This is a genomic window from Paenibacillus sp. FSL R7-0652 (genome assembly GCF_038595045.1).
Lineage (GTDB): Bacteria > Bacillota > Bacilli > Paenibacillales > Paenibacillaceae > Paenibacillus.
In genome coordinates this window covers 4,556,060-4,581,290 of the sequence record NZ_CP152001.1, presented here as the reverse complement: position 1 = coordinate 4,581,290, position 25,231 = coordinate 4,556,060, and the positions used below count along the sequence as shown (strand labels likewise).

Genomic DNA, 25,231 nt, shown 5'->3' with positions numbered 1-25,231 from the left:
GCTGCTGCAGGATAATCCGAATTCTTGTCGAAATGTTAAACGTAAAGGTAAAAAAATACTCGGTGTTTCCGATATACATTAAAGTACAAGATATGTGGAATCTGACGATGTAAGGGCAGAACCTGCATCCGTACAAGCTGCCCAATTCGGCATCTTTCATACGGCCCCTTGGGTGGAACCCATATGCTGCAAACCTTCTCTAACACGCGAGAAGGAATTTTTACAGGAGGTGGACAGCATGCCATTAACGCCGCTGGACATACATAACAAGGAATTCTCCCGACGCCTGCGTGGGTATGACGAGGATGAAGTCAACGAATTTCTAGATCAAGTCATCAAAGATTACGAAGGCGTCATTCGCGAGAACAAAGAGCTGAGCAATCAGCTGCTGTCCGTTCAGGAGAAGCTGGATCATTTTGCAACCATTGAGGAGACCCTCAGCAAAACGATCATCATTGCACAGGAAGCTGCTGACGATGTGAAGAATAACGCCAAGAAGGAAGCTCAGTTAATCGTAAAGGAAGCAGAGAAAAATGCAGACCGAATCGTTAACGAAGCACTTGGCAAATCACGTAAGATTGCTTTGGAAGTGGAAGAACTGAAGAAGCAGGCGTCCATCTATCGCGCGCGTTTCCGTACGCTTGTTGAAGCTCAGCTTGAGCTGCTTACGCAGGATGGCTGGGAAGCGCTGGAGAGCCGTGAACAGGAAGTGCGTGACCGTGAGCGGGAGATGAAGGAAATTTATTAGTCTGCCGCCCGGTTGACTTTTGCGGGCAAAGAAGCTATAACTATATTCATATTGAATAGTGATTCCATGACGGGCTCAGTACGTTATGATCTCATCCCTCAGAGAGTTGGTGTCTGGTGAAAACCAACGGATGAGTTATAGCCGAATATCTCCCCGGAGAAGTGACGCTGAAGCGGTGAATGCATTGCCGTGTGTAAGCCGAACCGTAAACCGTACGTTATAACGGTACCCTGCATTAGTACAGCGGGGCTTAAGCGCTGTTGATGACAGAGCATACTCGGGGTGACCTGAATGTGGTTTGTGATGAACAGAATTAGGGTGGTAACGCGAGCAGAACCTCGTCCCTTTCCAGGGATGGGGTTTTTTTGTGTCCCGAAACGGTGAGTGAAGCGAGTCGTATTGTGCACATTTTACAAAGGCCTCGTACAAAAAAAGGAAGGAAGTTGAACAGCATGCAGCGAGTCGATGTCAAAGAGAAAGCACGTGCAAGAGAATTACGTGTATTAAATAAATGGAAATCGGAGAACACGTTCAAACGATCCATTGAGAACCGGGAGGGCAAACCAAACTTCGTATTTTATGAAGGTCCGCCTACAGCCAACGGTAAACCGCATATCGGTCACGTCCTTGGACGTGTCATCAAAGACTTTGTCGGACGTTATAACACGATGAAAGGTTATCGCGTTGTACGTAAAGCCGGGTGGGATACACACGGCCTGCCAGTTGAACTCGGAGTACAGAAGAAGCTGGGCATCTCCCACAAATGGGAAATCGAAGATTATGGTGTGGAGAAGTTTATCAACGAATGTAAAGCGAGCGTATTCGAATACGAGCAGCAGTGGCGTGATTTGACGGAAGGCATCGGATATTGGACTGATATGGATAACCCTTATATCACGCTCGACAACAACTACATCGAGAGTGTGTGGAACATTCTTGCAGCGATTCATGAGAAAGGTCTCTTGTACCGCGGTCATCGCGTAAGCCCATACTGTCCTTCCTGTCAGACAACATTGAGTTCGCATGAAGTTGCACAAGGGTACAAGGATGTTAAAGATCTGAGTGCTACCGCCAAATTCAAACTGCATGAAAGCGGCGAATTCGTACTTGCCTGGACGACGACACCATGGACACTGCCTTCTCACGTGGCTTTGGCTGTAAACCCGGAAATGGAATACTCCCGTGTCCGTCAAAATGATGAAGTATTCATCATGGCGACAAATCTGGTGGAAAAAGTAATGAAAGACAGCAAAGGTGAATATGAGATCATTGGCACGCTGAAAGGTGCGGATCTGGTCGGCAAAACGTACAGCCCGCCGTTTAACTACGTTCAGGCTGAGAAAACGAACATCATCCTTGGTGCAGGATTTGTAACGGATGCAAGCGGTACGGGGATCGTACACATGGCTCCGGCACATGGTGAAGATGACTACCGTGTATGCCGTGAGAATGGCATCAGTTTTGTAAACATGGTTGATCTGGAAGGCAAGTTTGTGGCGCAAGTTACTGATTTTGCAGGTCGTTTCGTGAAGGATTGCGACATCGACATTGTGAGATACTTGTCTGAGCATGGCCGTCTGTTCAGCAAAGAGAAATACGAGCACAGCTATCCGTTCTGCTGGCGCTGTGATACTCCACTTCTGTACTACGCAATGGACAGCTGGTTTATTCAAACAACAGCGATCAAGGATCAGCTGATTGCCAATAACAGCGAAGTGGAATGGTATCCAGGGCATGTGCGTGAAGGCCGCTTCGGGAAGTTCCTCGAAGATCTCGTGGACTGGAACATCAGCCGCGACCGTTACTGGGGAACGCCGCTGAACATCTGGGTGTGTGAAGAAACAGGCGAACAGTTTGCTCCGCACAGCATTGCTGAATTGCGGGCGCGTGCTGTAGGTGATGTGCCGGAAAATCTGGAGCTGCATAAGCCATATGTGGATGAAGTGAAAGTGCTCAGCTCTTGCGGCAAATACGAAATGAAGCGTACACCTGAAGTCATCGATGTATGGTTCGACAGCGGCTCTATGCCGTTTGCACAGCAGCATTATCCTTTTGAAAATAAAGAAGTATTTGAACAGCAATATCCGGCGGATATGATCTGTGAAGGGATTGACCAGACGCGCGGCTGGTTCTACAGCCTGCTCGCGGTGTCCACCCTTTTGACAGGTAAAGCACCATATAAAGCGGTCATGGCAACAGGACACGTGCTTGATGAAAACGGACAGAAGATGTCCAAATCCAAAGGCAATGTTATCGATCCATGGGAAGTAATTGAGGAGTACGGTACAGATGCATTCCGCTGGGCGCTGCTGTCTGATAGTGCACCGTGGAACAGCAAACGTTTCTCCAAAGGCATCGTAGGGGAAGCCAAATCCAAAATGGTGGATACACTGGTGAATACCCATGCATTCCTGACGCTGTACGCAACCATTGATGGATTTGATCCACAGGAGCATCCATTCCAATTGTCCGCTCACAAGCTGGATCGCTGGATCTTGTCGAGATTGAACAGTCTGATCCTTGTCGTGGAAAAAGCGTTGTCTGTAAACGACTACCTGAATTCATCCAAAGCGATTGAAGCCTTTGTGGATGAGCTCAGTAACTGGTATATCCGCCGTTCCCGTGATCGCTTCTGGGGAAGTGGCCTGACGGAAGATAAACTGGATGCGTATCGCACGTTAACTGAAGTGCTCGTGACTACAGCGAAGCTGGTAGCCCCGTTCACGCCTATGCTGGCTGAGGATATTTACCTTAACTTGACTACTGGCGAAAGCGTGCATATGGATGATTATCCTGCAGCTAATGAAGCATTGATCGATGCAGCATTGGAGCAGGACATGGAAACAGCTCGCCGCGTCGTTGAGCTTGCGCGCAACGTCCGTAACGAGACAGGCATCAAAACGCGTCAGCCACTGTCCGAATTGATCGTTTCTCTTGATAAAGGTTTCGATCTGGCAAGTTATGAAGAGATCATCAAAGAGGAGATCAACGTCAAAGGAATTCGTACAGAGCATAACGATGCGGAGTTTGTTGATTTCACACTTAAGCTGAACCTCAAAGTCGCGGGTAAAAAATACGGTAAAAACGTAGGTTTCCTGCAAAATCTGTTTAAAGGCATGACGGCTGATGAGACACGTAAAGTGGTATCTGATGGTGCGTTTAATGTTGTTTCTCCAGAAGGGGAGGAACTTCAGGTGACTGCTGAGGAACTGCTGGTTGAGAAACAGGCTAAATCCGGCTTTGCATCGGCATCCGGTTACGGCTTGACGGTTGCCCTGAATACGGAGATCACAACGGCGCTGGAGCAGGAAGGTTGGGTGCGCGAAGTTGTCCGGGCAGTACAGGATACACGGAAACGTCTGGATCTGCCAATCGAGAAAAGAGTGCGTCTGACGCTGGATGTGGATGCGGATCTGCAAGCAGCAATTGAAGCGTTTGACGATGTCCTGCGCGAAAATGTACTCGTGACTGACGTGACATTTGGCAAGGCGGATGCAATGGAGCGTGTAGAAGCCGGAGGCAAAGCCATCGGAATCTATATTGAAGGATAGCGTATAAAGTCGTTTCTGTCCTTGGGATGACAACTTCTATATGTATGGACAGGTAATTAAATAAAGAATAAATAGAGAATATAAATAAACGAGCCTCAGCTAAGGAAGTCATTTCCGGTGCTGGGCTCGTTTGTTTTTTCGCAGATAGGGCAATGATTAAATTGTGCAGTTTTAAAAAAAATTCGAACGTTACATCTATAATCATGCAGGGATGGAGCAAAACATGAGCAAACAAGAACAGTCGGCCGAATCCATTAAGGCAGCCTCTGTCACGGATTCCGTTGATACACCCCATGACAAAATTGAAGAATTACATACGTTGACCAATCGACTTGCGAACGAATTGGAGCGTTCACGGATTGCGCAGTATACAGAGCTGCTGAACCGGCCATGGAAGCTGATCGGTTTAAATCTGTTGTCAGGTGCAGCAAGAGGTGTCGGAATTGCGATCGGATTTACCTTTTTCGCTGCAACCATCATTTATGTGCTGCAGGTTCTTGGTGCATTAAATCTGCCCATTGTTGGAGATTACATTGCAGATATTGTACGAATCGTACAGCGGCAGTTGGACATGAATACCTATTAATAAACTTGGAATGGATCAATCACAATGGAATAAGGCTAAGGACTAGCCATTAGGAGTCTTCATATCGGTTCATCCTGCCCGGCATCCGGTTCAAGCAGTCCCGAACCTTCGCCATTCTCGAGGTACTGTCGGTATTGGCGATTACGGACGATGGATACATCATGACCGTAAATATCGGTTGCGACAAAGCTCTCGTAAGCCTCAACAAAACCATCCAGCTCTTCAGCAGCTTCAATAGCCATAACATCGTAGCTGTCAATATTACCGTCTTCTGCCATTGCCGGAGAATTCGAATTGCCCCAACTCTCTACAATCTGCCAGGCATCTTCACCGTCAAAGCCATTCTGATCATCCCGTTCGTCCAGACTGGTACGTCCAAAAGAGGGCGCAAGAAATTCTTCCTCCACAGGTCGATTCTCGGAAACGACCGTCTCGGGTTGATGTATTTTACAGTATTTTGTGTAGGGGACGGCTTCCATTCGCTCGTAAGGAATGGGCTGCTGGCAGACGGCACATGTGCCGTAATGGCCTTCTTCCATCGCATGCAGGGCTGAATCAATTCGTTCGAGTTGGAACTCATCATGTTCCAGCAGGGAAATGTCTTTTCCGCGTTCGTACACTTCTGTGGCAAGATCACCAGGGTGATTATCAATAGGTGACAGTTCACCGGTCTGCAGTTTCAAAGAATCCCCGAGGCCGTAGTGCTCGTTCTCCGACAGCCTGTGTTCAATATCGTGTTTATCGGACAAAAGCTGGGATCGCAGAGATCGCATCTGCTCGGCTGTGAAATGTGACATGGCTTACCCCTTTCTGTTCCATCTGGAATCCGGTTGATGTCTCCACACTAGGATGTGCTTTTTCGAGCGGGATTAGAGAAGGCAAATGTTATCGCTTTTTCCAAAGCCAGCTGGGACGGCTGCTGTCTTGTAGGTCTGCCACGTCATGGACGATCTCTAAACAGCTGTGCTACAATAAATAAATCTGGCGAAAGCCTGGTATCGTTGGAAAAGACAAGAACGGAGTGACAGCAAACGTGGTGTATTATATCTTTGCTTTTATCGTATTCTTAGTGGATCAGGGAACGAAGTACCTGATTTCTACCCGGATGGAACTTAGAGAGGAAATTCCGGTCATTGGCAATTTTTTTGTCATCACCTCCCATCGAAATTCAGGTGCGGCATTTGGCATTTTGCAGGATCAACGCTGGTTCTTTATTGTGGTGACCCTGATTGTGGTTGTTGCCTTGATTTGGTATTTGCAAAAAGTAAAAGATACTCCGCACAAATTGCTGCCGGTAGCGCTCAGTCTGGTGCTTGGAGGAGCAATTGGCAACTTCCTGGACCGTGCATTGACAGGGGAAGTTATAGACTTTGTACAGCTTAATTTTGGAAGTTACACGTTTCCGATCTTTAACATTGCTGACTCAGCCATCTGTATCGGGGTAGCACTGATTATCGTGGAAACACTGCTTGAAGGACGCCGTGAAAAAGCGGCTGCGAAGATTGAAGGGAATGAGCATCATGAGTAATGTGAATGAGGAACAGTTAAATAATGATGAACAATTTAACGGTGAGGAACGTATGGAATGGACCGTTGCCGCTGAACATAAGAAAGAACGTGTGGATAAATATATTACCGATGCTGTAGATAATGTATCCCGTTCACAGGTTCAGCTGTGGATTGGAGACGGCGCTGTTACGGTTAATGGAACTGTGGTGAAAGCCAACGCCAAGCTGGCCGAAGGCGATCAGATCGTACTGCAGATTCCCGAGCCAACGGCTGTGGAGATCATTGCAGAGGACATCCCGCTTGAAGTGGTCTACGAAGACAGTGATCTGATTGTGATCAACAAACAGCGTGGACTGGTTGTACATCCTGCACCGGGACATACGTCAGGTACACTTGTAAACGCATTGATGTATCATTGCAAGGATCTCTCCGGCATTAACGGGGAACTGCGTCCGGGGATTGTGCACCGAATTGATAAAGATACGTCAGGTCTGATTATGGCTGCCAAAAACGATCGCGCTCATGCTTCTCTGGCCGCCCAGTTGAAGGAACACAGTGTCAACAGACGTTATATTGCGCTGGTTCACGGTCATCTGAGTCATGATCAAGGTACTATTGATGCCCCTATCGGACGGGACAAAAATGATCGTAAGATGTACACGGTCACAGAGCGCAACAGCAAACATGCAGTGACTCATTTTACAGTGACGGAGCGGATTAACGACTATACCCTGGTTGAGCTGAAGCTGGAGACAGGTCGCACTCACCAGATTCGGGTGCATATGAAATTTATTGGTCATCCACTCGTTGGTGATCCGACATACGGACGCAATAAGGGGATTAAAATGAACGGACAAGCCCTGCATGCTGCGACACTTGGCTTCGTACATCCGTCTACTGGCGAATACATGGAATTCAGTGCGCCGATCCCGCAGGATATGGAAGATGTACTTGCTTCGCTGCGAAGTCGTTGACGTTCGAAGAAAGTACAAATGTTCGGATATTTTGTCCATGGTGTTGAACGCTCTAATGCTTCATATTAAAACATGAGAAATTTGCGTCAAACGAGGAGATGAACGACATTATGAGTATCGATAAATATCAGGAAACTTATATCCAAACAAATTTTGCCGACCGTATCGGCGGCTCCAACTATGGTAAAGACACTAACATCTATAAATTTGAGAAAATCAAACGTGCGAAAGCTTCCGCTAAAAAAGATTTTCCCGATGTCGAACTGATCGACCTTGGGGTAGGTGAACCGGACGAGATGGCAGATGCGGGTATCGTAGCTGCCCTTGCTGAAGAAGCGGGTAAACCGGAGAACCGCGGATATGCTGATAACGGTATTCCTGAGTTCAAGACTGCTGCAGCGGCGTATCTGAAAAATGTTTTTAACGTAGATGCAATTGACGCGGATACAGAAATTGTACACTCCATCGGTTCCAAACCGGCTTTGGCAATGCTGCCTTCCTGCTTCATTAACCCGGGTGATGTAACGATTATGACGGTTCCTGGGTATCCGGTCATGGGCACACACACGAAATACCTCGGTGGAGAAGTATTCAACGTTCAATTGACGAAAGAGAATAACTTCCTGCCAGATTTGAAGGCAATCCCTGAGGACATTGCGAAACGTGCGAAATTACTCTATCTGAACTACCCGAATAACCCGACTGGTGCAAGTGCTACGGTTGAGTTTTTCACTGAGGTTGTAGAATGGGCGAAAAAATACAATGTGGTCGTTGTGCACGATGCACCATATGCGGCGCTGACGTATGACGGCAAAAAACCATTCAGCTTCCTGTCCGTTCCTGGAGCCAAGGATGTGGGTGTAGAACTGCACTCCCTCTCCAAATCGTACAATATGACCGGTTGGAGAATTGGATTTGTAGCGGGTAACCCACTCGTTGTGAAAGCATTTAGCGATGTGAAGGATAACAACGATTCCGGCCAATTTATTGCCATCCAGAAAGCGGCGGCTTATGGATTGAATCATCCAGAAATTACGGAGAAAATTGCCGAGAAGTATTCCCGTCGTCATGATATGCTGGTAGCCGCATTGAACGAACTGGGCTTCAAGGCAGAGAAACCAAAAGGATCTTTCTTCCTTTATGTTGAAGCACCAAAAGGAATTGTCGGTGGACGTCGCTTCGAGTCAGGGGAAGATTTCTCGCAATTCCTGATCCGCGAAAAATTGATTTCATCCGTACCTTGGGATGATGCAGGTAACTTTGTTCGGTTCTCCGTTACGTTTATTGCAAGTGGCGAAGAGGAAGAAAAACGGGTTATCTCTGAAATCAAACGTCGTCTGAGTGATGTCGAGTTTGAATTTTAATTCATACCTGCGGTAAAATAGACTAAGATTCGTGTGAAGAGACCGGAAACGGTCTCTTTTTTATGTCGAAATATACACTTTGTCCTCTTTACAAAAATAACCAAGCAACTTATGATTAAGTCTTTACGTTATTTGTATAGACTACTCAGTTAGAAATGTTTTGAAAGGAGTAATTACCATTGTTCTCATCACGGCAAGACACGGTATCATCGGCTGGAGGCGGTGCTGGAACGATATCCGGCTTATTTAGACTGCTGAGGCCCAAACAGTGGACTAAAAATCTGTTATTGTTCGCAGCATTGTTATTTTCTTTTGAGGAAATTCGAACGGAGACAATTACTGCAGTAGTGGTTGGCTTCCTGTTATTCAGTCTGGTTGCCGGCTGTGTTTATATACTGAATGATTATGTGGACCGAGAGCGTGATAAGCTGCATCCGACCAAAAAGTTCCGTCCTATTGCTTCAGGTCAGGTCCAACCGGCACATGCTTTAATGTTCGGTATTGCACTGCTTGTGCTTTCCCTCGGAGCGGCTTTTACCATGAATCCGTTATTCGGTGTGCTGTGCATCGTGTACTTTCTGCTGAATGTTTCTTATTCTTTTGTGCTTAAACATCTCGTTATTCTGGATATGATGACCATTGCGGCCGGGTTTGTCCTTCGTGCCATTGCTGGTGGTGTCTTGATTCATGTACCGTTCACACCCTGGTTCCTCATATGTACCATGCTTTTATCCTTGTTTCTGGCGATTGGTAAACGGAGAAATGAGCTTACCCTGCTGGAAGGAAACACAGGGTCACATCGTAAAGTGCTCGATAACTACTCGATTACGCTGTTGGATCAATTCAACACCATTGTGACTACGGCAACCATTATCAGTTACTCTCTGTTCACTTTTACGTCAGATCGCACGATTCATCTCATGTGGACCATTCCGCTGGTGATCTATGGCATGTTCCGGTATTTATATCTAATCCATATGAAAAATCAGGGCGGATCACCAGACCGGGTATTGTTTGAGGACAAGCCGATCCTGATTACGGTGATTTTGTATGTGGCCAGTGTCATAACGATCTTTGCCATCTTCGAGTAAAAGAATAAATATAAAGAGAGAGAAATCTAAAGCGGAGGGGGATCAGGGTGAAACGTACGAAAGTGGCCATTTTCGATATTGATAAAACGATTATACGCAGCGACTCCATGTTCCAATTTGTATTTTACGGCATGCGCCGTTATCCGTGGCAGGTATGGCGTTTGCCTGTCATTGCTCTTCATACCATATTATTTAAAGCGGGACTTATGACGGTTGAGCGGGTTAAACGATCTTATTTTCAAGAAATTAACCGGATGTCAGAGCAGGATTTGGAGCATTTTTTTGATACCCGCCTGCGTACGTCCATATTTACCGAGGCGAGTGTAGAGATGCAGCATCGGAAGGAAGCGGGATATCATGTGCTGCTCGTGACGGCTTCCCCCCATGCGTACATGAAGCATTTCAAACACTTTCCATGGGTAGATCATGTCATTGGAACTGAACTTGTGCGTCATGAAAAAGGTTATACATGCGTGATTGAAGGCGCTAATTGTAAAGGAGAAGAGAAGGTACGCCGAATTCAGGCCTATTTGGCCGAACAAAACATGGAAATTGATTATGATCAATCCTGTTCTTATTCCGATTCGCTGTCCGATCTTCCCGTGATGCAGCTTGTGAGCCAGCGATATTTTATTAACAAACGTGTTCCGGGGATGGAGGCCTTAACGTGGGGGAAATAAGTTCACGCCATACCGGTAAGCTGCTGATGCTGGCCTCTGCATTTCTGACTGCTACCGGGCAGCTGTTCTGGAAGTGGGGATTGACGGAGTGGATTTATATGGGCATCGGTTTTCTATGTTACGGGCTGGGTGCGATTCTAATGATTAAGGCTTTCGCGCGGGAAAAACTATCGGTTGCTTATCCGCTGATGTGCGCTAGTTATGTTTTTGCTCTAATCTATGGTCACTTTTTGCTTGGTGAAGAAATTACGGTACAAAAGCTTGCTGCGGTTGTGCTCCTGGGAATCGGGGTGACGTTAACCAGTGTGGAACGATAGCTGGATGGCTGCTGTATTAATTGTGATGACGCTATGCGGTGCGATGGGCGGTGCGGGTTTAAAATATTATGCAGCCAGCCGGAAGCGACTGCATGTGCTTGTTGGACTTGGTTTTTACGGAACAGGTGCACTGCTGAATATTGTACTGCTGAAGTTTCTGCCTCTAACCGTCGTGCTGCCTGCCAATGCATTAACTTACGTCTGGACGCTTATTATTGCGAGATGGGCCTTTAAAGAGACGGTAGGACCTATGCGATGGATGGGGGTAGCGTGTATTATGGGCGGGTTATGCCTGCTCGTACTCTAGATTTAACCTTATATCAAATATTGGATGTGAATGTATGAAATTTTTAGACTACATATTTTATGATCGCAGAGTAACCTCGACTGCTTTTATTCTATTTGCAGGTTTTGCCTTGTTTTATGGTTTGATGAATGGACCTTATGTTTTGTACATGAGTCAGCATGCAGAGATGCTGGGGAAATATACGCCGTTTAATACGACGCTGTTTTCCGTTAATCTGTTTAATTTTGACCCATCGATGTATTACGGGGACAATAGTTCATCCGTTATTCATCCCTTGATTTCTTTTTTGGCAGTTACGCTGGCGGCTGTCTCCAAGCTGCTGGGAGGAAATTGGTTTTTCCTGATCCTGCAATCCCTTGTGAATGCGGGCTCGGTTGTAATGGCCTTTGTTTTTCTAAGCCGAAATGAAAATAGACCTTCCCATACACCGTTACTGTTCGCTTTGCTGTTTGGATGCAGCTCGTATCTGATGTACACCGCATTGATCCCGGACTCTTATCCGTATGTACAGTTCGTTATTCTTTTGTCTGTTCTATACCTGCAGTATACGCGTGTACAGCAGCACGTGCATTATGTGCCCAATGCACTGCTTGCCACGATTAACTTCGGATTAACCTCAACCAACATTATTCCGTTTGCTGGAGCTGTGTTCTTTAATATGCAGGCTTGGCGAAACAAGGCGGGGTGGAAAAAATATTTTGGTATCATGGCACTGGCTGTGCTGATGATTGTGGTGGTCACCGCGATTCAGTATGTTGCGTTTGGCGGACGAAGCTGGGTAAGCAACTGGCTGTTAGGCATTCAAAATGGGGGCACGAGCTATGCCACTCCATTCCAATGGGCGGCACACGTCAAGGCGTTAGTGCTGCTGACGATTAACCCAATGTTATCACCAGAAGTGCACCTGCTTGACCCAGGCATGGTGGCGTTTGTTACGGATCTTTCCCGCTCTAACCCGCTTTATGTTCAGATTACAGGGACGTTCCTGCTGCTGATTGCGTTAGCCGGTTTCATTCGCGGCATCCGCGAACGCAGTGTATGGACGTTGATGCCTTACATTATTTTTGCATTCCTGCTTCATCTCGTTGTAGGATTCGGGCTTGCTGTGTATCAATATGACATGTACCTGTATGCAGGACATTATTTGTTTGCTTTTTATCTGCTCGGCGGCATATTCATCAGCAGCCTGCGCTCAGGGTTTGGAAAAAAAGTGCTGATTGGACTGCTCTTAGCATCGGTGCTTGTTACGGCTGGAAACAATATCTATCGTCATTTCGAAACACTGTCGACAATCAAGCAATCCTATGAACAGCTGGAACAGCAGCGTGCTGTGAAGTAAAGAATTGAAGTAAAGAATTGAAGTGAAGAATTGAAACAAAAAATGAAGTGAAAAAGTGAAAAGTGAAAAAGCATAAGCGCAAAGTGTAAAAACAAAAGCAGGGCTTCGCGAACATAACGTTCTAGAAGCTCTGCTTTTGTTTGGGTAAAACTCGAACACAGTTATATTTTGGAATCAAGCGATAATCTTTGTTTTTTTTGCATTTTCAGCAGAACGTCTGGTCAGACTGCTCAACGGTCGTTTGAGTAGAAGAGCAAGGATCAGGCTTAACGCAATAAACAGACATAACCACAGAATGTCTTTGATGGCCGTAGACCACAAAATGCCGCCAACGGCTTCTCTGAGCAGGCTGATGGCATAGGTGAACGGCATGAACGGATTTAACGCCTGAAAAAAGGGTGATGTCATGCTGATGGGAAACGTTCCGCCCGAACTGGAGAATTGAAACACCATGAAGACTATTGCAATCCCTTTCCCGATATTGCCGAATACAGATAAGAGGGTGTAAGTGATGGTTACAAAGACCGCACTTACCAGCATGGCAAATAGAATAAACCACCATTTGTCTGCTGCATAGGTTCCCAGAAACAGAACGTCTCCTGCTGTAACACATACAGTCTGCAGTATACCAATCGTTAGGAAGGTTGCAAGACGACCGAGATATAGTTCATATCCGCGGAACCTGCCGTCTGGATTCTCTGCTTCTGCACGAAGCAGGGAAATTAACAATGTAGAACCTACCCATAGAGACAATACGGCATAAAAGGGAGACATAGCTGAGCCGTAATTCGGAATCGGGTATAACTGCTGCTCCTTAATCTGTACCGGGCTTGCAAGAAACGCACTTTCCTCTTCAATATCACCTCGCAGCAGTTTGGCAAGCTCGGCAAATTGATTACTGCCTTCAACTTCCCGAAGCTTCTCGGCAGCCTTGCGGATGGAACTCTCCAAGGCAGGCAGATCCTCTCGAACAAGAGCAGCCACGCGATGCACTCCCTTTTGCACATCAGGCAGCTGCTGCTGTACAAAGCTGGACGCTTTGCTAATCTGTTTCTCGGCCTGAGGAAGGTCGTTACGGACAAAGTGGGCGGCTGCATTCAGCTTGTCTTCCAGCTTTGGCAGATCACGTTGAATGAGAGAGGAGACCGTGTCCAAAGTGCTGATGAACGCTTTGCTTTTTGTTTCCAGGGTTTGCGAGATTGCATGCACCTTGGCCTGAATTTGCGGTAAATCACCCTGGATTTTTTCAAGTTCTGATTGACCGAATACAATACCTTCCTTGGCTGAGGCAAGAATATTTGCAATGTCGGGCAGACGTTCTCTTGTGCTCTGCAGCGTATCTGCAGATGTGGAGAGGACTGTCTTTAATTGAGATGTACCAGCCGTAAGAGCAGGGGAAACCTGACTGTCAAAGGTGCTGATGAAACGATCTATTTCTGTACTTACATTTTGATTCAATTCATTCAGTCTGGCAGCGATGTCTGCAGGAGGAGTCGTATTTTTCCGCAGTGCTTTGCTTGCAATTCCAGCCAGCTGAACTTGCAGCTGGAGCCGCTCGGATATCGTCTGCAGCTGCTGCACCTTTGCAGTCAGCGGATCAGAAGGTAATATGGCATCTATTTTGCCCAGCAGGGCAGCTGTACTGTTCAGGATTTTCACTGCTGCGGCTGCACGTGCCATGATGCGGTCTATATCATCTGCGCTCGGGAGCTTACTGAGATCGGTTCCTTGCAGCTGCGCGAATACATCCTCAGCTTCATTTGTGATCTGCTGTACGAACAGAAGATTTTGCCGGATCGTTGGTGTAATGGTCTGGAAGGCTGCTTCACTGGCCTGGATGAATTGATCCAACCCGTCAGCCAGCTGAGCTCCATGATCGGAAATTTCGGATATCTTACCGAGAGCCTGCTCAGCAGCAGATACAATAGCGAAGGCTTTATCTGTCTTATCCAGTGCTGTTTGAATCACTGCGGATACCTGTCCAAAGTTTGCATCAACCTCCTGAATACGGGCGACAGCCTGCTGTATTTCAGGGCTTCGAGCCTGAAGGGAAACCACTTCAGCCGCAACCGCTTTGATCTGCGGCCAGTACTGCTGTACTTTCAGGACATACCCTGCAGCTTCATTTATTTCCGGAAGCCGCTTCTCCAGCTCCACAATTTTCTGAGCTTGCTTAACAATTTCCGGCATCATCTGGTCGACTTCAAGTACCTTTTGACCTGCAGCCTGAATGGCAGGCAAATTTTTCTCCAGCATGAAAATTCCGTTCTCCATTCTGCGCAGTGTTGGAAGCTGTGCATTAATTTCGATGCCGGCTTCTTTCAACTTGTTCAATACAGTTTCACTGACAGCTTCAGTGAAATTTTCATTAATCTGAGTTGTGATGGCAGATACGCCAGACCCGGTAATTTTGGGAGCGATCGCATTTACCTTCTCATTAACGGTATATATGACCTCCGGCCGGTTCACTTTTCCATCTACAATGCCGGTTATTTTGGATGAAAAGTCGGCAGGGATCAGCAGACTGGCATAGTATTCCCCCGTTTGAACACCGCGGCTTGCCTCGGCTTCACCAACAAATGTCCATCCCAACTTTTTGTTCTGGCTCAAACTTTTGATTAATTCTTCTCCAATATTAATCGTCGTTCCTGTAACTGCTGCGCCTTGATCTTCACTGGTAACAGCTATTTTAATGCCCTGGGTATTGCTGTAAGGGTCCCAGACGGATTTAACGTTCACCCAATCATATACGCCAGGCAGTAAAATAATGGCGGCGATTAGAAATATGCCTGTGGGTACTTTTAGGATGTGCATCCAGTCTGTCTTGTAGATCTGCCATATGTGACGCATAATGTCCTCCTTCTAAATAACGCGGCCGGGTGCTTTAACATCGGAGATATGCTGCCTTGTCTCCTGCTGCTTTTCCCGAACCTATATGTATATCGGATAAAATACAGATTCAATAAACGAGGTTGTGTATAAACTTTCCCCTATTAATAGAAGACTGATTCATGTTTTTAATCCATTCAGAGAAATAGACCAACCGATTTCGAAACCGGTGAAATTTGGATCGAAATCATATTGTAATTGTCTATGGATAAATATGCAGTATTGTTGTATAATTATAAATGACGAATGACATATGATGTGACATGGATGTTTTTTCGCCTAAATGCTGACTCTAATATGAGGAAGCAGAGGATTTGCACCTGCGATGGTGAGGTGTTGACAGAGGGTTGTCTTTCTGTCATAATTCATGAAGACATACGGGCATATTGAGCCAGAACTCTGTGAGGTTCCTCATATGCACGACATGAATAGCACCTTTAAATCAGTCCCGTGAGACTGGCAAGGTAACGTGAATGATACATCGTTTATTCGCTGCGGCAGATAACACGATGCATCCCGAGAGTAAACTTTCTTCAGCGACGTCTGAAGTTCGGAGACTCCTTGCCAATAAACACGGCAAGGAGTCTTTTTTTGTTCTCCTCGTCACGGGGCCATGGTTTCGAAGGAAAATCCTGAGGAGGCTGAACGCATGAGCACAGAAACACATGTCATTATGGATGAAACGGCGATCCGCCGTGCATTGACAAGGATTGCCCACGAAATACTGGAGAAGAACAAAGGAATCGACGATTGTGTTCTGGTCGGAATTCGCACACGCGGAGTATATCTGGCCGAACGAATCGCCGCGAAGATTGAAGAGATTGAAGGCGCCAAAGTTCCCTGGGGAGAGCTGGATGTCACCCCTTATCGTGATGATCGTTTGGATAACAACCAGATCAATCGCAAGGAACTGTTGATTATGACACCTGAATCCCTATCCATTCACAACAAAAAAGTGATTTTGTTCGATGATGTGCTGTACACCGGGCGAACGATTCGGGCTGCGATGGATGCACTGATGGACTGTGGAAGACCACAGAACATTCAGCTGGCTGTACTTGCAGACCGCGGACACCGGGAACTTCCGATCCGGCCTGATTTTATCGGTAAAAATGTACCGACATCCAAATCAGAAGAGATCGAAGTTGCACTCATGGAAGCGGATGGACAGGATGAAGTCAAAATCATACAGAACCGAGGGGAGCAGGCATGATGATTACACAGTCAGCGTTGAGAGACCGAAGCTTGCTTGGATTAAAAGACATCAGCCGTAACGAGATCGAATCCATTCTGAACCGTGCGGCCCACTGGGAAGGACAGAAGGAAAAACTTGTCCCGATTCTAGAATCCCGCTTTGTTGCCAACATGTTTTTCGAGAACAGCACGCGCACCCGCTTCTCCTTCGAAATGGCAGAGAAACGGCTGGGAGCTCAGGTATTGAACTTCACTGCAGCTGCTTCTAGCGTAGAAAAGGGAGAATCGATCTACGATACGGTACGAACACTTGAATCCATGGGCATTGATGCAGGAGTTATTCGCTTAAAACCGGCTGGTGTCCTGCAGCAGCTGGCTCAGAAGGTGAGTGTACCGCTTGTGAATGCGGGAGATGGCAATAATGAACATCCAACGCAGGCGCTCCTTGATCTCTACACGATGCGAAAGGCGTTTGGTGAACTGAAAGGTCTGCGTGTCTCCATCATCGGAGATATTCTGCACAGCCGGGTAGCGCGCTCCAACTTGTGGGCGCTGCAAAAATTCGGTGCGGATGTACGCTTCTGTGCTCCGCCAACGATGCAGGCGCCTGAACTCGCACAGTATGCACCTTATGTAGGTCTTGAAGAAGCGCTGGACGCTGATGTAGTCATGATGCTCCGGGTTCAACTGGAACGTCATCAGCATGGCCTGATCACTTCAGCTGAGGATTATCGCGAACACTACGGATTGACGGAAGAACGGGCGTCACGCCTGAAGCCAAATACGATTATTATGCACCCTGCCCCTGTAAATCGTAACGTTGAAGTGGACGATGCGGTTGTCGAGAGCAAAGCATCACGAATTTTCCCTCAGATGGCCAACGGTGTTCCGATCCGCATGGCGGTGATGGAACGTGCGGTGAAGCTGTAACAGGGTCTAGCATAGAGTCATAGGCTGACTAGGGCAGTGTTCTTATAGAGCAACGAACAGAGTAGACGATAAATCAATCATCCGGTGGATTCCAATCTCTGGACAGAACCGAAGCGGAGGTCAATTATGGTACAGGTGATAAAGAACGCAAACGTCTTGAGTCAACAAGGGGAACTTGAACGGAAAACCATTCTTATAGAAGAAGGTAAAATTAAAACGATCGCTGGCCCGGAAGATGAAATTGTACGGAACGCCGAGAAGTCAGCGCATAGTATAACGGATGCATCAGGCAAACTGGTCATTCCTGGATTAATCGACATGCACGTACATTTGCGCGAGCCTGGATTCGAACATAAAGAAACGATCGAAACAGGGGCTCGTTCTGCGGTACAAGGTGGTTTTACAACGATTGCCTGCATGCCGAATACAAGACCGGTAACCGACACAGCTGAGGTTGTTGAACTGGTATTGAACAAAGCGAAGGAAGCAGATCTGGTTAAAGTGCTGCCGTATGCAGCGATCACCAAAAACGAACTGGGCCGCGAACTGACCGACTTTGCTGCATTAAAGGCAGCGGGAGCGATCGGTTTCACGGATGACGGTGTAGGTGTACAGAACGCGCAGATGATGAAGGACGCTATGAGCCTTGCAGCCAGCATGGATATGCCGGTGATTGCTCACTGTGAGGATGATTCCCTGGTGGTTGGCGGATATGTCACCGAAGGTGAGTTCTCCAAACGTCATGGCATCAAAGGTATTCCGAACGAATCTGAAGCCATTCACGTAGGTCGGGACATTCTGCTGGCAGAAGCAACGGGAGTACACTACCATGTGTGTCACGTCAGCACAGAACAATCCGTTCGCCTGATACGCCTGGCGAAATCGATCGGTATCAAGGTGACTGCAGAGGTATGTCCGCACCACCTGGTGCTGTCCGATGAAGATATTCCGGGCATGGACGCGAATTGGAAAATGAACCCGCCGCTGCGCTCACCACGTGATGTGCAGGCATGTATTGAAGGATTGCTGGACGGAACGCTCGATATGATCGTAACCGACCATGCCCCGCACAGCGAAGAAGAGAAAGCAAAAGGCATGGAACTGGCGCCATTCGGTATCGTTGGGTTCGAAACAGCCTTCCCGCTGCTGTACACGAAGTTTGTTGAAACAGGGTTGTGGACCTTGGACTTCCTGGTCAAACGCATGACGGCTGATCCAGCCCGTGTATTCCGATTGAATACCGGCAGGCTGGAAGCAGGAGCACCTGCCGATCTGACGATGATTGATCTGAACGAGGAAAAAGCTGTTGACCCGGCGAGGTTCGCAACGAAAGGCAGAAACACACCGTTCACAGGCTGGAAGCTGAAAGGCTGGCCGGTACAAACATGGGTGGATGGCAAAAGCGTGTGGAATAACGCGTTACAGCAATAAAACAGCACCATGCTGACGTAATACATCATTAAATATGTACATCAGTACTCATAACATACAATTTTCCTTGAAATATCAGAGTAACAGTAATTTCTTTTCTTTAAACAAACTCAAGGCAAGTCATGCCGAGAGCCCAACATACAAAACAAACATAGTTAAATGTACTTTTTTGAACTTTGAGCACCACCTTAGCTGCGAAGTGGACAGAAAGGACCCGAAGAAGCGAAGCGCTCGCCTTTATCACCGGATTACACCATTTAAAAAATGGAACCAAAGTAATCCGGGGATAACAGCGATCGCAGGGTTTTCTGTCCACGAAGTCCCACGCTAACGTAACTCCACGTTCAACCCAAGGCCATTTAACTTTGATAAACACAGAGGGAGTGAGATGGGATGCAGGGACAGGCAAGATTATTGTTGGAAGACGGCACGCTGTTCACCGGAAAAGCGTTTGGTGCGGAAGGTGAAACGACAGGAGAGGTCGTTTTTAATACGGGAATTACAGGCTATCAAGAGGTGCTTTCAGACCCTTCGTACTGCGGCCAGATCGTTACGATGACGTATCCGCTGATTGGTAACTACGGAATCACACGGGATGACTTTGAGTCGATCCGTCCATACGTGCACGGTTTCGTGGTAAGACGCCATGAGCCAACGCCGAGCAACTGGCGTGCGGAGTACAGCGTGGATAATCTGCTGAAAGAATACGGCATCGTAGGGATCAGCGAGATTGATACACGGATGCTGACGCGCCGGATTCGTCACCATGGCACAATGAAGGGAATTCTCACAACAGGATCGAAACCTGTCGAAGAACTGCTGGAGATGATGGGAGACACTACGATTGAGCAATTGCGCAACCAGGTGCCAATGACGTCTACAGAGCATGTATACAACAGCCCGGGAACAGCAGAACGTATCGTACTGGTCGACTACGGTGCAAAAACAGGAATTTTGCGTGAACTGAGCAAACGTAACTGTGACGTTGTTGTCGTACCTCATGACGTAACGGCTGACGAGATTCGCCGCCTGAACCCGGATGGCATTCAATTGTCCAACGGCCCTGGGGACCCGAAAGACGTACCACATGCGGTGAACATGATCAGTGAACTGCTCGGCGAATACCCGATCTTCGGTATCTGTCTGGGTCATCAATTGTTCGCTCTGGCAGCTGGTGCAGACACGGAAAAACTCAAGTTCGGACACCGCGGTGGTAATCACCCGGTTAAAGAACTGGAGAGCGGACGCTGTTTCATCACATCCCAGAACCACGGTTACACCGTAAATGAAGAATCTGTGAAAAGTACGGATCTTGAAGTTACACATATCAACAATAATGACAAGACCATCGAAGGTCTGAAACATAAAACGTATCCTGCCTTCTCCGTACAGTATCACCCGGAAGCAGCGCCAGGACCTTATGACAACAGCTACCTGTTTGACCGTTTCATTGAGATGATCCGCGAACACAAGATCACTAACCCGCAAAAGCCGCGTCAAGCCGTATTGGCAGCCGCAGTGAAAGGAGCGCAATAACATGCCGATTAACAAAGATCTCAAAAAAATCCTGGTGATTGGTTCCGGTCCAATCGTCATCGGTCAAGCGGCCGAGTTCGACTATGCCGGTACGCAAGCCTGCCAGGCCCTGAAAGAAGAAGGCGTGGAAGTTGTACTCATTAACAGCAACCCTGCGACAATCATGACAGATACAAATATGGCTGATAAAGTTTACATCGAGCCGATTACGCTTGATTTTGTAACGCAAATTATTCGTCAGGAGCGTCCGGACGGCCTGCTGCCAACGTTGGGTGGTCAAACGGGTCTCAACATGGCTGTAGAACTTGCACGGGCGGGCGTGCTTGAGCGTGAAAACGTAAAATTGCTCGGCACACAGCTTACTTCCATCGAAAAAGCGGAAGACCGTGATCTGTTCCGAGATCTGATGCGTGAACTGGAACAGCCGGTACCTGAGAGTGTCATCGTTACAACGCTGGAAGAATCCCTGCAGTTCGCTGGTGAGATCGGTTATCCGATCATCGTTCGTCCTGCCTACACCCTTGGCGGCACAGGCGGCGGTATCTGCGCGAATGAAGAAGAACTGCGTGAAACCGTAGCAGCCGGGCTTCGTTACAGCCCGATCGGTCAATGTCTGGTAGAGAAAAGCATCGCCGGCATGAAAGAAGTCGAGTACGAGGTTATGCGTGACAAAAACGATAACTGTATCGTGGTCTGCAACATGGAGAACTTTGACCCGGTAGGCGTTCATACAGGTGACAGTATCGTTGTGGCGCCAAGCCAAACGCTGTCTGACCGTGAATACCAAATGCTGCGCTCAGCTTCCTTGAAGATCATCCGTGCCCTGAACATCGAAGGTGGATGCAACGTGCAGTTCGCACTTGATCCGCACAGCTTCCAGTATTACGTCATTGAGGTGAACCCTCGGGTAAGCCGTTCATCAGCACTCGCTTCCAAAGCGACAGGTTATCCGATTGCGAAGATGGCTGCCAAAATCGCAATGGGTTACACACTGGATGAGATTGTTAACCCAGTTACAGGCCAAACCTATGCTTGCTTTGAACCTACCCTTGACTATATCGTTAGCAAAATTCCGCGCTGGCCGTTCGACAAGTTTACATCTGCGAACCGTAAGCTGGGTACACAGATGAAAGCAACAGGCGAAGTGATGGCGATCGGACGCACATTTGAAGAATCCATTCATAAAGCGGTTCGTTCCCTGGAGATCGGTGTACACCGTCTCTACCTTAAAGGTGCAGAAACGCTGGATGAAGAGACGCTGAACGAACGTCTCGTGAAAGCGGACGATGAGCGTATGTTCCTGATCGCAGAAGCATTCCGCAGAGGTTATACCCTGCAGCAGCTGCAGGACCTGACCAAGATTGACTGGTGGTTCCTGGACAAAATCGAAGGCATGATTCAGTTTGAGGATCGTATTCGCGAAGAAGCAGAATTGACTTCCGAAACGCTGTATCAGGCGAAACGCCTTGGTTTTACAGATCGTGCTATCGCAGAACTGCGTGCCGAAGGACAGCCTGGAGGTTCCTTGACTGCCGAATCCGAAGTCAGAGCACGCCGTGAAGAGGAGAATCTGCGCCCGGTATACAAAATGGTAGATACCTGTGCGGCGGAATTTGAGGCAACAACGCCTTACTACTACTCGACATATGAAACAGAGAATGAAGTCATCCCTTCCGACAAGAAAAAAGTCGTGGTGCTGGGTTCCGGTCCAATCCGGATCGGTCAAGGAATCGAGTTTGACTATTCCACAGTACACGCAGTATGGGCGCTGCAAAAAGCTGGTTATGAGGCCGTTATTATCAATAACAACCCGGAGACCGTATCGACGGACTTTAACACCTCTGACCGCCTGTACTTCGAACCGCTGTTCTTCGAGGATGTCATGAACGTTATTGAGCAGGAGCAGCCGGTCGGTGTTATCGTGCAGTTTGGTGGTCAAACAGCAATCAACCTGGCAGCACCGCTGCGCAATGCAGGAGTAACCATCCTCGGAACAGACCTGGAAAGCATCGATGAAGCAGAAGACCGCAAAAAGTTCGAGCGTCTGCTCTCCCGTCTGGAGATTGCACAGCCGAAAGGTAAAACAGTCACTTCCGTAGACGATGCTGTGGAAACGGCTCAATCCCTTGGATACCCTGTACTGGTACGTCCCTCGTATGTTCTGGGCGGCCGTGCGATGGAAATTGTATACTCCGATGCGGAACTGCTGACTTATATGGAACAGGCAGTAAAAATCAATCCGGAGCATCCGGTTCTGATCGACCGTTATATGCTGGGTAAAGAGGTTGAGGTAGATGCGATCTGTGACGGTGAGACGGTACTGGTGCCGGGCATCATGGAGCATATCGAACGTGCAGGGGTGCACTCCGGTGACTCGATCGCGGTATATCCACCGCAGCATCTGTCTGCAGACCTGAAAGAGAAAATTGTAGAGATTACAATCAAAATTGCCAAGGAACTCAAAACGATCGGACTGGTGAACATCCAGTTTGTTATCCACGAGGGTCAGGTTTACGTCATCGAGGTGAACCCGCGTTCTTCCCGGACGGTTCCTTTCTTGAGCAAAGTAACCAATATTCCGATGGCAAACCTCGCTACACAAGCAATCCTGGGCGTAAAACTGAAAGACCTGGGTTATGTGGATGGACTTTGGCCTGAAACGGATCATGTGTCGGTAAAAGTACCTGTGTTCTCCTTTGCGAAGCTGCGCCGCGTGGAGCCTACCCTTGGACCTGAGATGAAATCCACAGGTGAGGTTATGGGACGTGATCCGAACTATGCGAAAGCCCTGTTTAAAGGTCTAATTGGAGCGGGAATGAAAATTCCGGCTACCGGGGCAATCGTTGTTACTGTAGCAGATAAAGATAAAGACGAGGCTGTACCTTTGCTTGAAGGTTTCTATAGACTGGGCTACAAAATCATGGCAACCGGCGGAACGGCAGCTGCGCTTCAAGCGGCGAACATTCCGGTAACCGTTGTGAACAAATTGAGCGAAGGCTCACCTAATATTCTCGATATGATCCGCAGCGGTGAAGCGAACTTTGTGTTCAACACCCTGACTAAGGGTAAAACGCCGCAGCGTGACGGATTCCGTATCCGCCGTGAAGCGGTTGAGAATGGTGTGGTATGTATGACTTCCCTGGATACGATTCGGGCGCTGCTGATCATGCTGCAGACGATCAATTTCTCCTCGGAGGCTATGCCGGCCTTTGTATAATGAATAGTCACTTGATGAAGGACATCAGTCAGCCTGCGGGCTGGCGGGATGTCCTTTATATCGGGCAAAAACCTCTAAAATGAGCACGCGGAAGGGGCGCTGGATTATGAATCACCCGAATTTCAATGAAATGGCTGGACGTCTGATGGTTGCACTCGATTATCCGGGAGCAGAGGAGGCACAGAAACTGGTACGAGCGCTTGAGGGCATTCCTTGTTATCTCAAAGTGGGCATGCAGCTTTTCTATGCGGCAGGCCCGGACTTTATTCGGCAGCTGAAGGCGAAAGGATACTCCGTGTTTCTCGACGTGAAGATGCATGACATTCCAAACACGGTGCGCGGCGGAGCCGAAAGCATTACACGTCTTGGGGTGGACATGTTCAATGTGCACGCCGCGGGCGGATCCAGCATGATGCGTGCAGCACGTGAAGGCGCAGAAGCAGCACTTGCTGCCAACCCTTCGCTGGACAGACCCCAGATTATCGCTGTGACGCAGTTGACCAGCACGAGTGTTGAGACGATGAATAACGAGATCGGCATCCCTGGCGGTGTAGAGGAAGCTGTAGTTCGTTATGCCGGACTGGCCAAGGAGGCCGGGCTTGATGGCGTTGTGGCATCTCCACTGGAAGTGCCTGCGATCCGGGCAGCATGTGGTAGTGATTTTCACACGGTCACTCCAGGCATTCGTCCGGCAGGAAGTGGTCTTGGTGATCAGACACGTGTCCTGACACCCGGTGAAGCCATCAGCAGAGGCAGTCATTACATCGTTGTGGGCAGACCCATAACCGGTGCACAAAACCCGCGTGAAGCGGCAGAGACCATTTTGAAGGAGATGTTGAACGTATGATCGAACTCAGCCAAATTCCAAACCATATTGCTTCCCAGCTGCTAAAAATCAAAGCGGTGGCACTTCGTCCACAGCAGCCATTCACATGGACATCCGGCATCAAATCGCCAATCTATTGTGATAATCGGCTGACGATGTCTTATCCTGAGATCCGTAACGATATTGCCGAAGCGTTTGCCGCGATTATTCGTGACCAGTATCCAGATGCTGAAGTCATTGCAGGTACAGCAACCGCGGGTATTCCACACGCTGCATGGGTGGCTCAAAAGCTGAATCTGCCGATGGCTTATATCCGGGATAAAGCGAAAGGCCACGGCAAGGAGAATCTGATTGAAGGATTAATCAGCGAAGGACAAAAAGTAGTTGTGATTGAGGATTTGATTTCAACCGGAGGAAGTTCGATTAAAGCGGCAGAAGCTGTACGTGCAGCAGGGGCGACACCGCTCGCAGTTCTTGCCATTTTCAGCTATCAGCTGGATAAAGGCGTAAAAGCGTTCGAGGAAGCTGGAATCCCGCTGCAGACCCTGTCGAATTATACGGCGCTGATGGATGTTGCATTGGCTCAAGGTACCATTCAAGAGAGTGATTTTGCACTGCTGCAGTCGTGGCGTGAAGATCCTTCTTCATTTGGTAAATAATATCATTCATAGAATAATAGACTGCCGTTCGGTAAACGGTATCAAAATTGTAATGTTTGCCGTAATGACGGCAAAACGATCGA

Annotated in this window: 20 protein-coding genes and 1 other annotated feature; of the genes, 18 read left to right on the top strand and 2 right to left on the bottom strand. The window is 47.9% G+C overall.

The window, feature by feature from the left end:
- Positions 1-238: 238 nt before the first annotated feature.
- The 3 genes from MKY97_RS20035 to MKY97_RS20025 all read left to right on the top strand — a co-directional run bounded on the left by MKY97_RS20035 (position 239) and on the right by MKY97_RS20025 (position 4,885).
- Positions 239-748 (top strand): DivIVA domain-containing protein, encoded by a 510-nt coding sequence (locus MKY97_RS20035; protein ID WP_090923744.1) that lies wholly within the window; start codon positions 239-241, stop codon positions 746-748.
- Positions 749-805: 57 nt separating this feature from the next.
- Positions 806-1,097 (top strand) — a binding site (T-box leader).
- Between the two features lie 103 nt (positions 1,098-1,200).
- A complete protein-coding gene (gene ileS / locus MKY97_RS20030; RefSeq protein WP_342552042.1) occupies positions 1,201-4,299 on the top strand; it encodes an isoleucine--tRNA ligase in 3,099 nt (1,032 codons plus the stop codon).
- A 223-nt stretch (positions 4,300-4,522) separates the two neighbouring features.
- Entirely contained in the window at positions 4,523-4,885 is a 363-nt protein-coding gene (locus MKY97_RS20025) for a DUF5665 domain-containing protein (RefSeq protein ID WP_342552041.1), read from the top strand.
- 59 nt (positions 4,886-4,944) lie between these two features.
- Here MKY97_RS20025 and MKY97_RS20020 read toward each other — a convergent pair whose 3' ends face one another.
- On the bottom strand, positions 4,945-5,682 hold the full coding sequence (locus MKY97_RS20020) for a TraR/DksA C4-type zinc finger protein (protein ID WP_342552040.1): 738 nt from the start codon (positions 5,680-5,682) through the stop codon (positions 4,945-4,947).
- Positions 5,683-5,918: 236 nt separating this feature from the next.
- On the opposite strand from MKY97_RS20020, the gene lspA reads away from it, so the two are divergent.
- The 8 genes from lspA to MKY97_RS19980 all read left to right on the top strand — a co-directional run bounded on the left by lspA (position 5,919) and on the right by MKY97_RS19980 (position 12,466).
- Positions 5,919-6,413, top strand: coding sequence for a signal peptidase II (lspA, locus tag MKY97_RS20015; protein WP_342552039.1), 495 nt, complete (start codon positions 5,919-5,921; stop codon positions 6,411-6,413).
- Positions 6,406-7,368: an RluA family pseudouridine synthase gene (locus MKY97_RS20010; RefSeq protein ID WP_342552038.1), complete on the top strand. Its 963-nt coding sequence runs from the start codon at positions 6,406-6,408 to the stop codon at positions 7,366-7,368. The genes lspA and MKY97_RS20010 overlap by 8 nt, the downstream gene beginning before the upstream one ends.
- Positions 7,369-7,478: 110 nt before the next feature.
- Positions 7,479-8,732 carry an LL-diaminopimelate aminotransferase gene (locus MKY97_RS20005; RefSeq protein ID WP_342552037.1) on the top strand — a complete coding sequence of 418 codons (1,254 nt, stop codon included), beginning with the start codon at positions 7,479-7,481 and terminating at the stop codon, positions 8,730-8,732.
- A gap of 179 nt (positions 8,733-8,911) precedes the next feature.
- On the top strand, positions 8,912-9,823 hold the full coding sequence (locus MKY97_RS20000; protein ID WP_342552036.1) for a decaprenyl-phosphate phosphoribosyltransferase: 912 nt from the start codon (positions 8,912-8,914) through the stop codon (positions 9,821-9,823).
- A 47-nt stretch (positions 9,824-9,870) separates the two neighbouring features.
- Positions 9,871-10,503: an HAD family hydrolase gene (locus MKY97_RS19995; RefSeq protein WP_342552035.1), complete on the top strand. Its 633-nt coding sequence runs from the start codon at positions 9,871-9,873 to the stop codon at positions 10,501-10,503.
- Between the two features lie 26 nt (positions 10,504-10,529).
- Complete coding sequence (locus tag MKY97_RS19990; protein WP_342556398.1) at positions 10,530-10,820, top strand: EamA family transporter; 291 nt, start codon at positions 10,530-10,532, stop codon at positions 10,818-10,820.
- Complete coding sequence (locus MKY97_RS19985; RefSeq protein ID WP_342552034.1) at positions 10,807-11,127, top strand: EamA family transporter; 321 nt, start codon at positions 10,807-10,809, stop codon at positions 11,125-11,127. The genes MKY97_RS19990 and MKY97_RS19985 overlap by 14 nt, the downstream gene beginning before the upstream one ends.
- Positions 11,128-11,161: 34 nt before the next feature.
- Positions 11,162-12,466, top strand: coding sequence for a DUF6080 domain-containing protein (locus tag MKY97_RS19980; protein WP_342552033.1), 1,305 nt, complete (start codon positions 11,162-11,164; stop codon positions 12,464-12,466).
- Positions 12,467-12,640: 174 nt separating this feature from the next.
- On the opposite strand, the gene MKY97_RS19975 is transcribed toward MKY97_RS19980, so the two are convergent.
- On the bottom strand, positions 12,641-15,316 hold the full coding sequence (locus tag MKY97_RS19975; RefSeq protein ID WP_342552032.1) for a YhgE/Pip domain-containing protein: 2,676 nt from the start codon (positions 15,314-15,316) through the stop codon (positions 12,641-12,643).
- 688 nt (positions 15,317-16,004) lie between these two features.
- Here MKY97_RS19975 and pyrR point away from each other — a divergent pair.
- From pyrR to pyrE, 7 genes are all read left to right on the top strand, one after another.
- Positions 16,005-16,568 carry a bifunctional pyr operon transcriptional regulator/uracil phosphoribosyltransferase PyrR gene (pyrR, locus tag MKY97_RS19970; RefSeq protein WP_342552031.1) on the top strand — a complete coding sequence of 188 codons (564 nt, stop codon included), beginning with the start codon at positions 16,005-16,007 and terminating at the stop codon, positions 16,566-16,568.
- Positions 16,565-17,479, top strand: coding sequence for an aspartate carbamoyltransferase catalytic subunit (locus MKY97_RS19965; protein ID WP_342552030.1), 915 nt, complete (start codon positions 16,565-16,567; stop codon positions 17,477-17,479). Before pyrR ends, MKY97_RS19965 begins: the two co-directional genes overlap by 4 nt.
- A 126-nt stretch (positions 17,480-17,605) precedes the next feature.
- Complete coding sequence (locus MKY97_RS19960; RefSeq protein WP_342552029.1) at positions 17,606-18,910, top strand: dihydroorotase; 1,305 nt, start codon at positions 17,606-17,608, stop codon at positions 18,908-18,910.
- A 393-nt stretch (positions 18,911-19,303) separates the two neighbouring features.
- Positions 19,304-20,446: a glutamine-hydrolyzing carbamoyl-phosphate synthase small subunit gene (gene carA, locus MKY97_RS19955; RefSeq protein WP_342552028.1), complete on the top strand. Its 1,143-nt coding sequence runs from the start codon at positions 19,304-19,306 to the stop codon at positions 20,444-20,446.
- A 1-nt stretch (position 20,447) separates the two neighbouring features.
- Complete coding sequence (carB, locus tag MKY97_RS19950; protein ID WP_342552027.1) at positions 20,448-23,663, top strand: carbamoyl-phosphate synthase large subunit; 3,216 nt, start codon at positions 20,448-20,450, stop codon at positions 23,661-23,663.
- Between the two features lie 106 nt (positions 23,664-23,769).
- Positions 23,770-24,510 (top strand): orotidine-5'-phosphate decarboxylase, encoded by a 741-nt coding sequence (gene pyrF, locus MKY97_RS19945; protein ID WP_342552026.1) that lies wholly within the window; start codon positions 23,770-23,772, stop codon positions 24,508-24,510.
- Positions 24,507-25,148, top strand: a complete 642-nt coding sequence (pyrE, locus tag MKY97_RS19940) for an orotate phosphoribosyltransferase (RefSeq protein ID WP_123062502.1) — start codon at positions 24,507-24,509, stop codon at positions 25,146-25,148. The genes pyrF and pyrE overlap by 4 nt, the downstream gene beginning before the upstream one ends.
- The last annotated feature ends 83 nt before the right edge of the window (positions 25,149-25,231 follow it).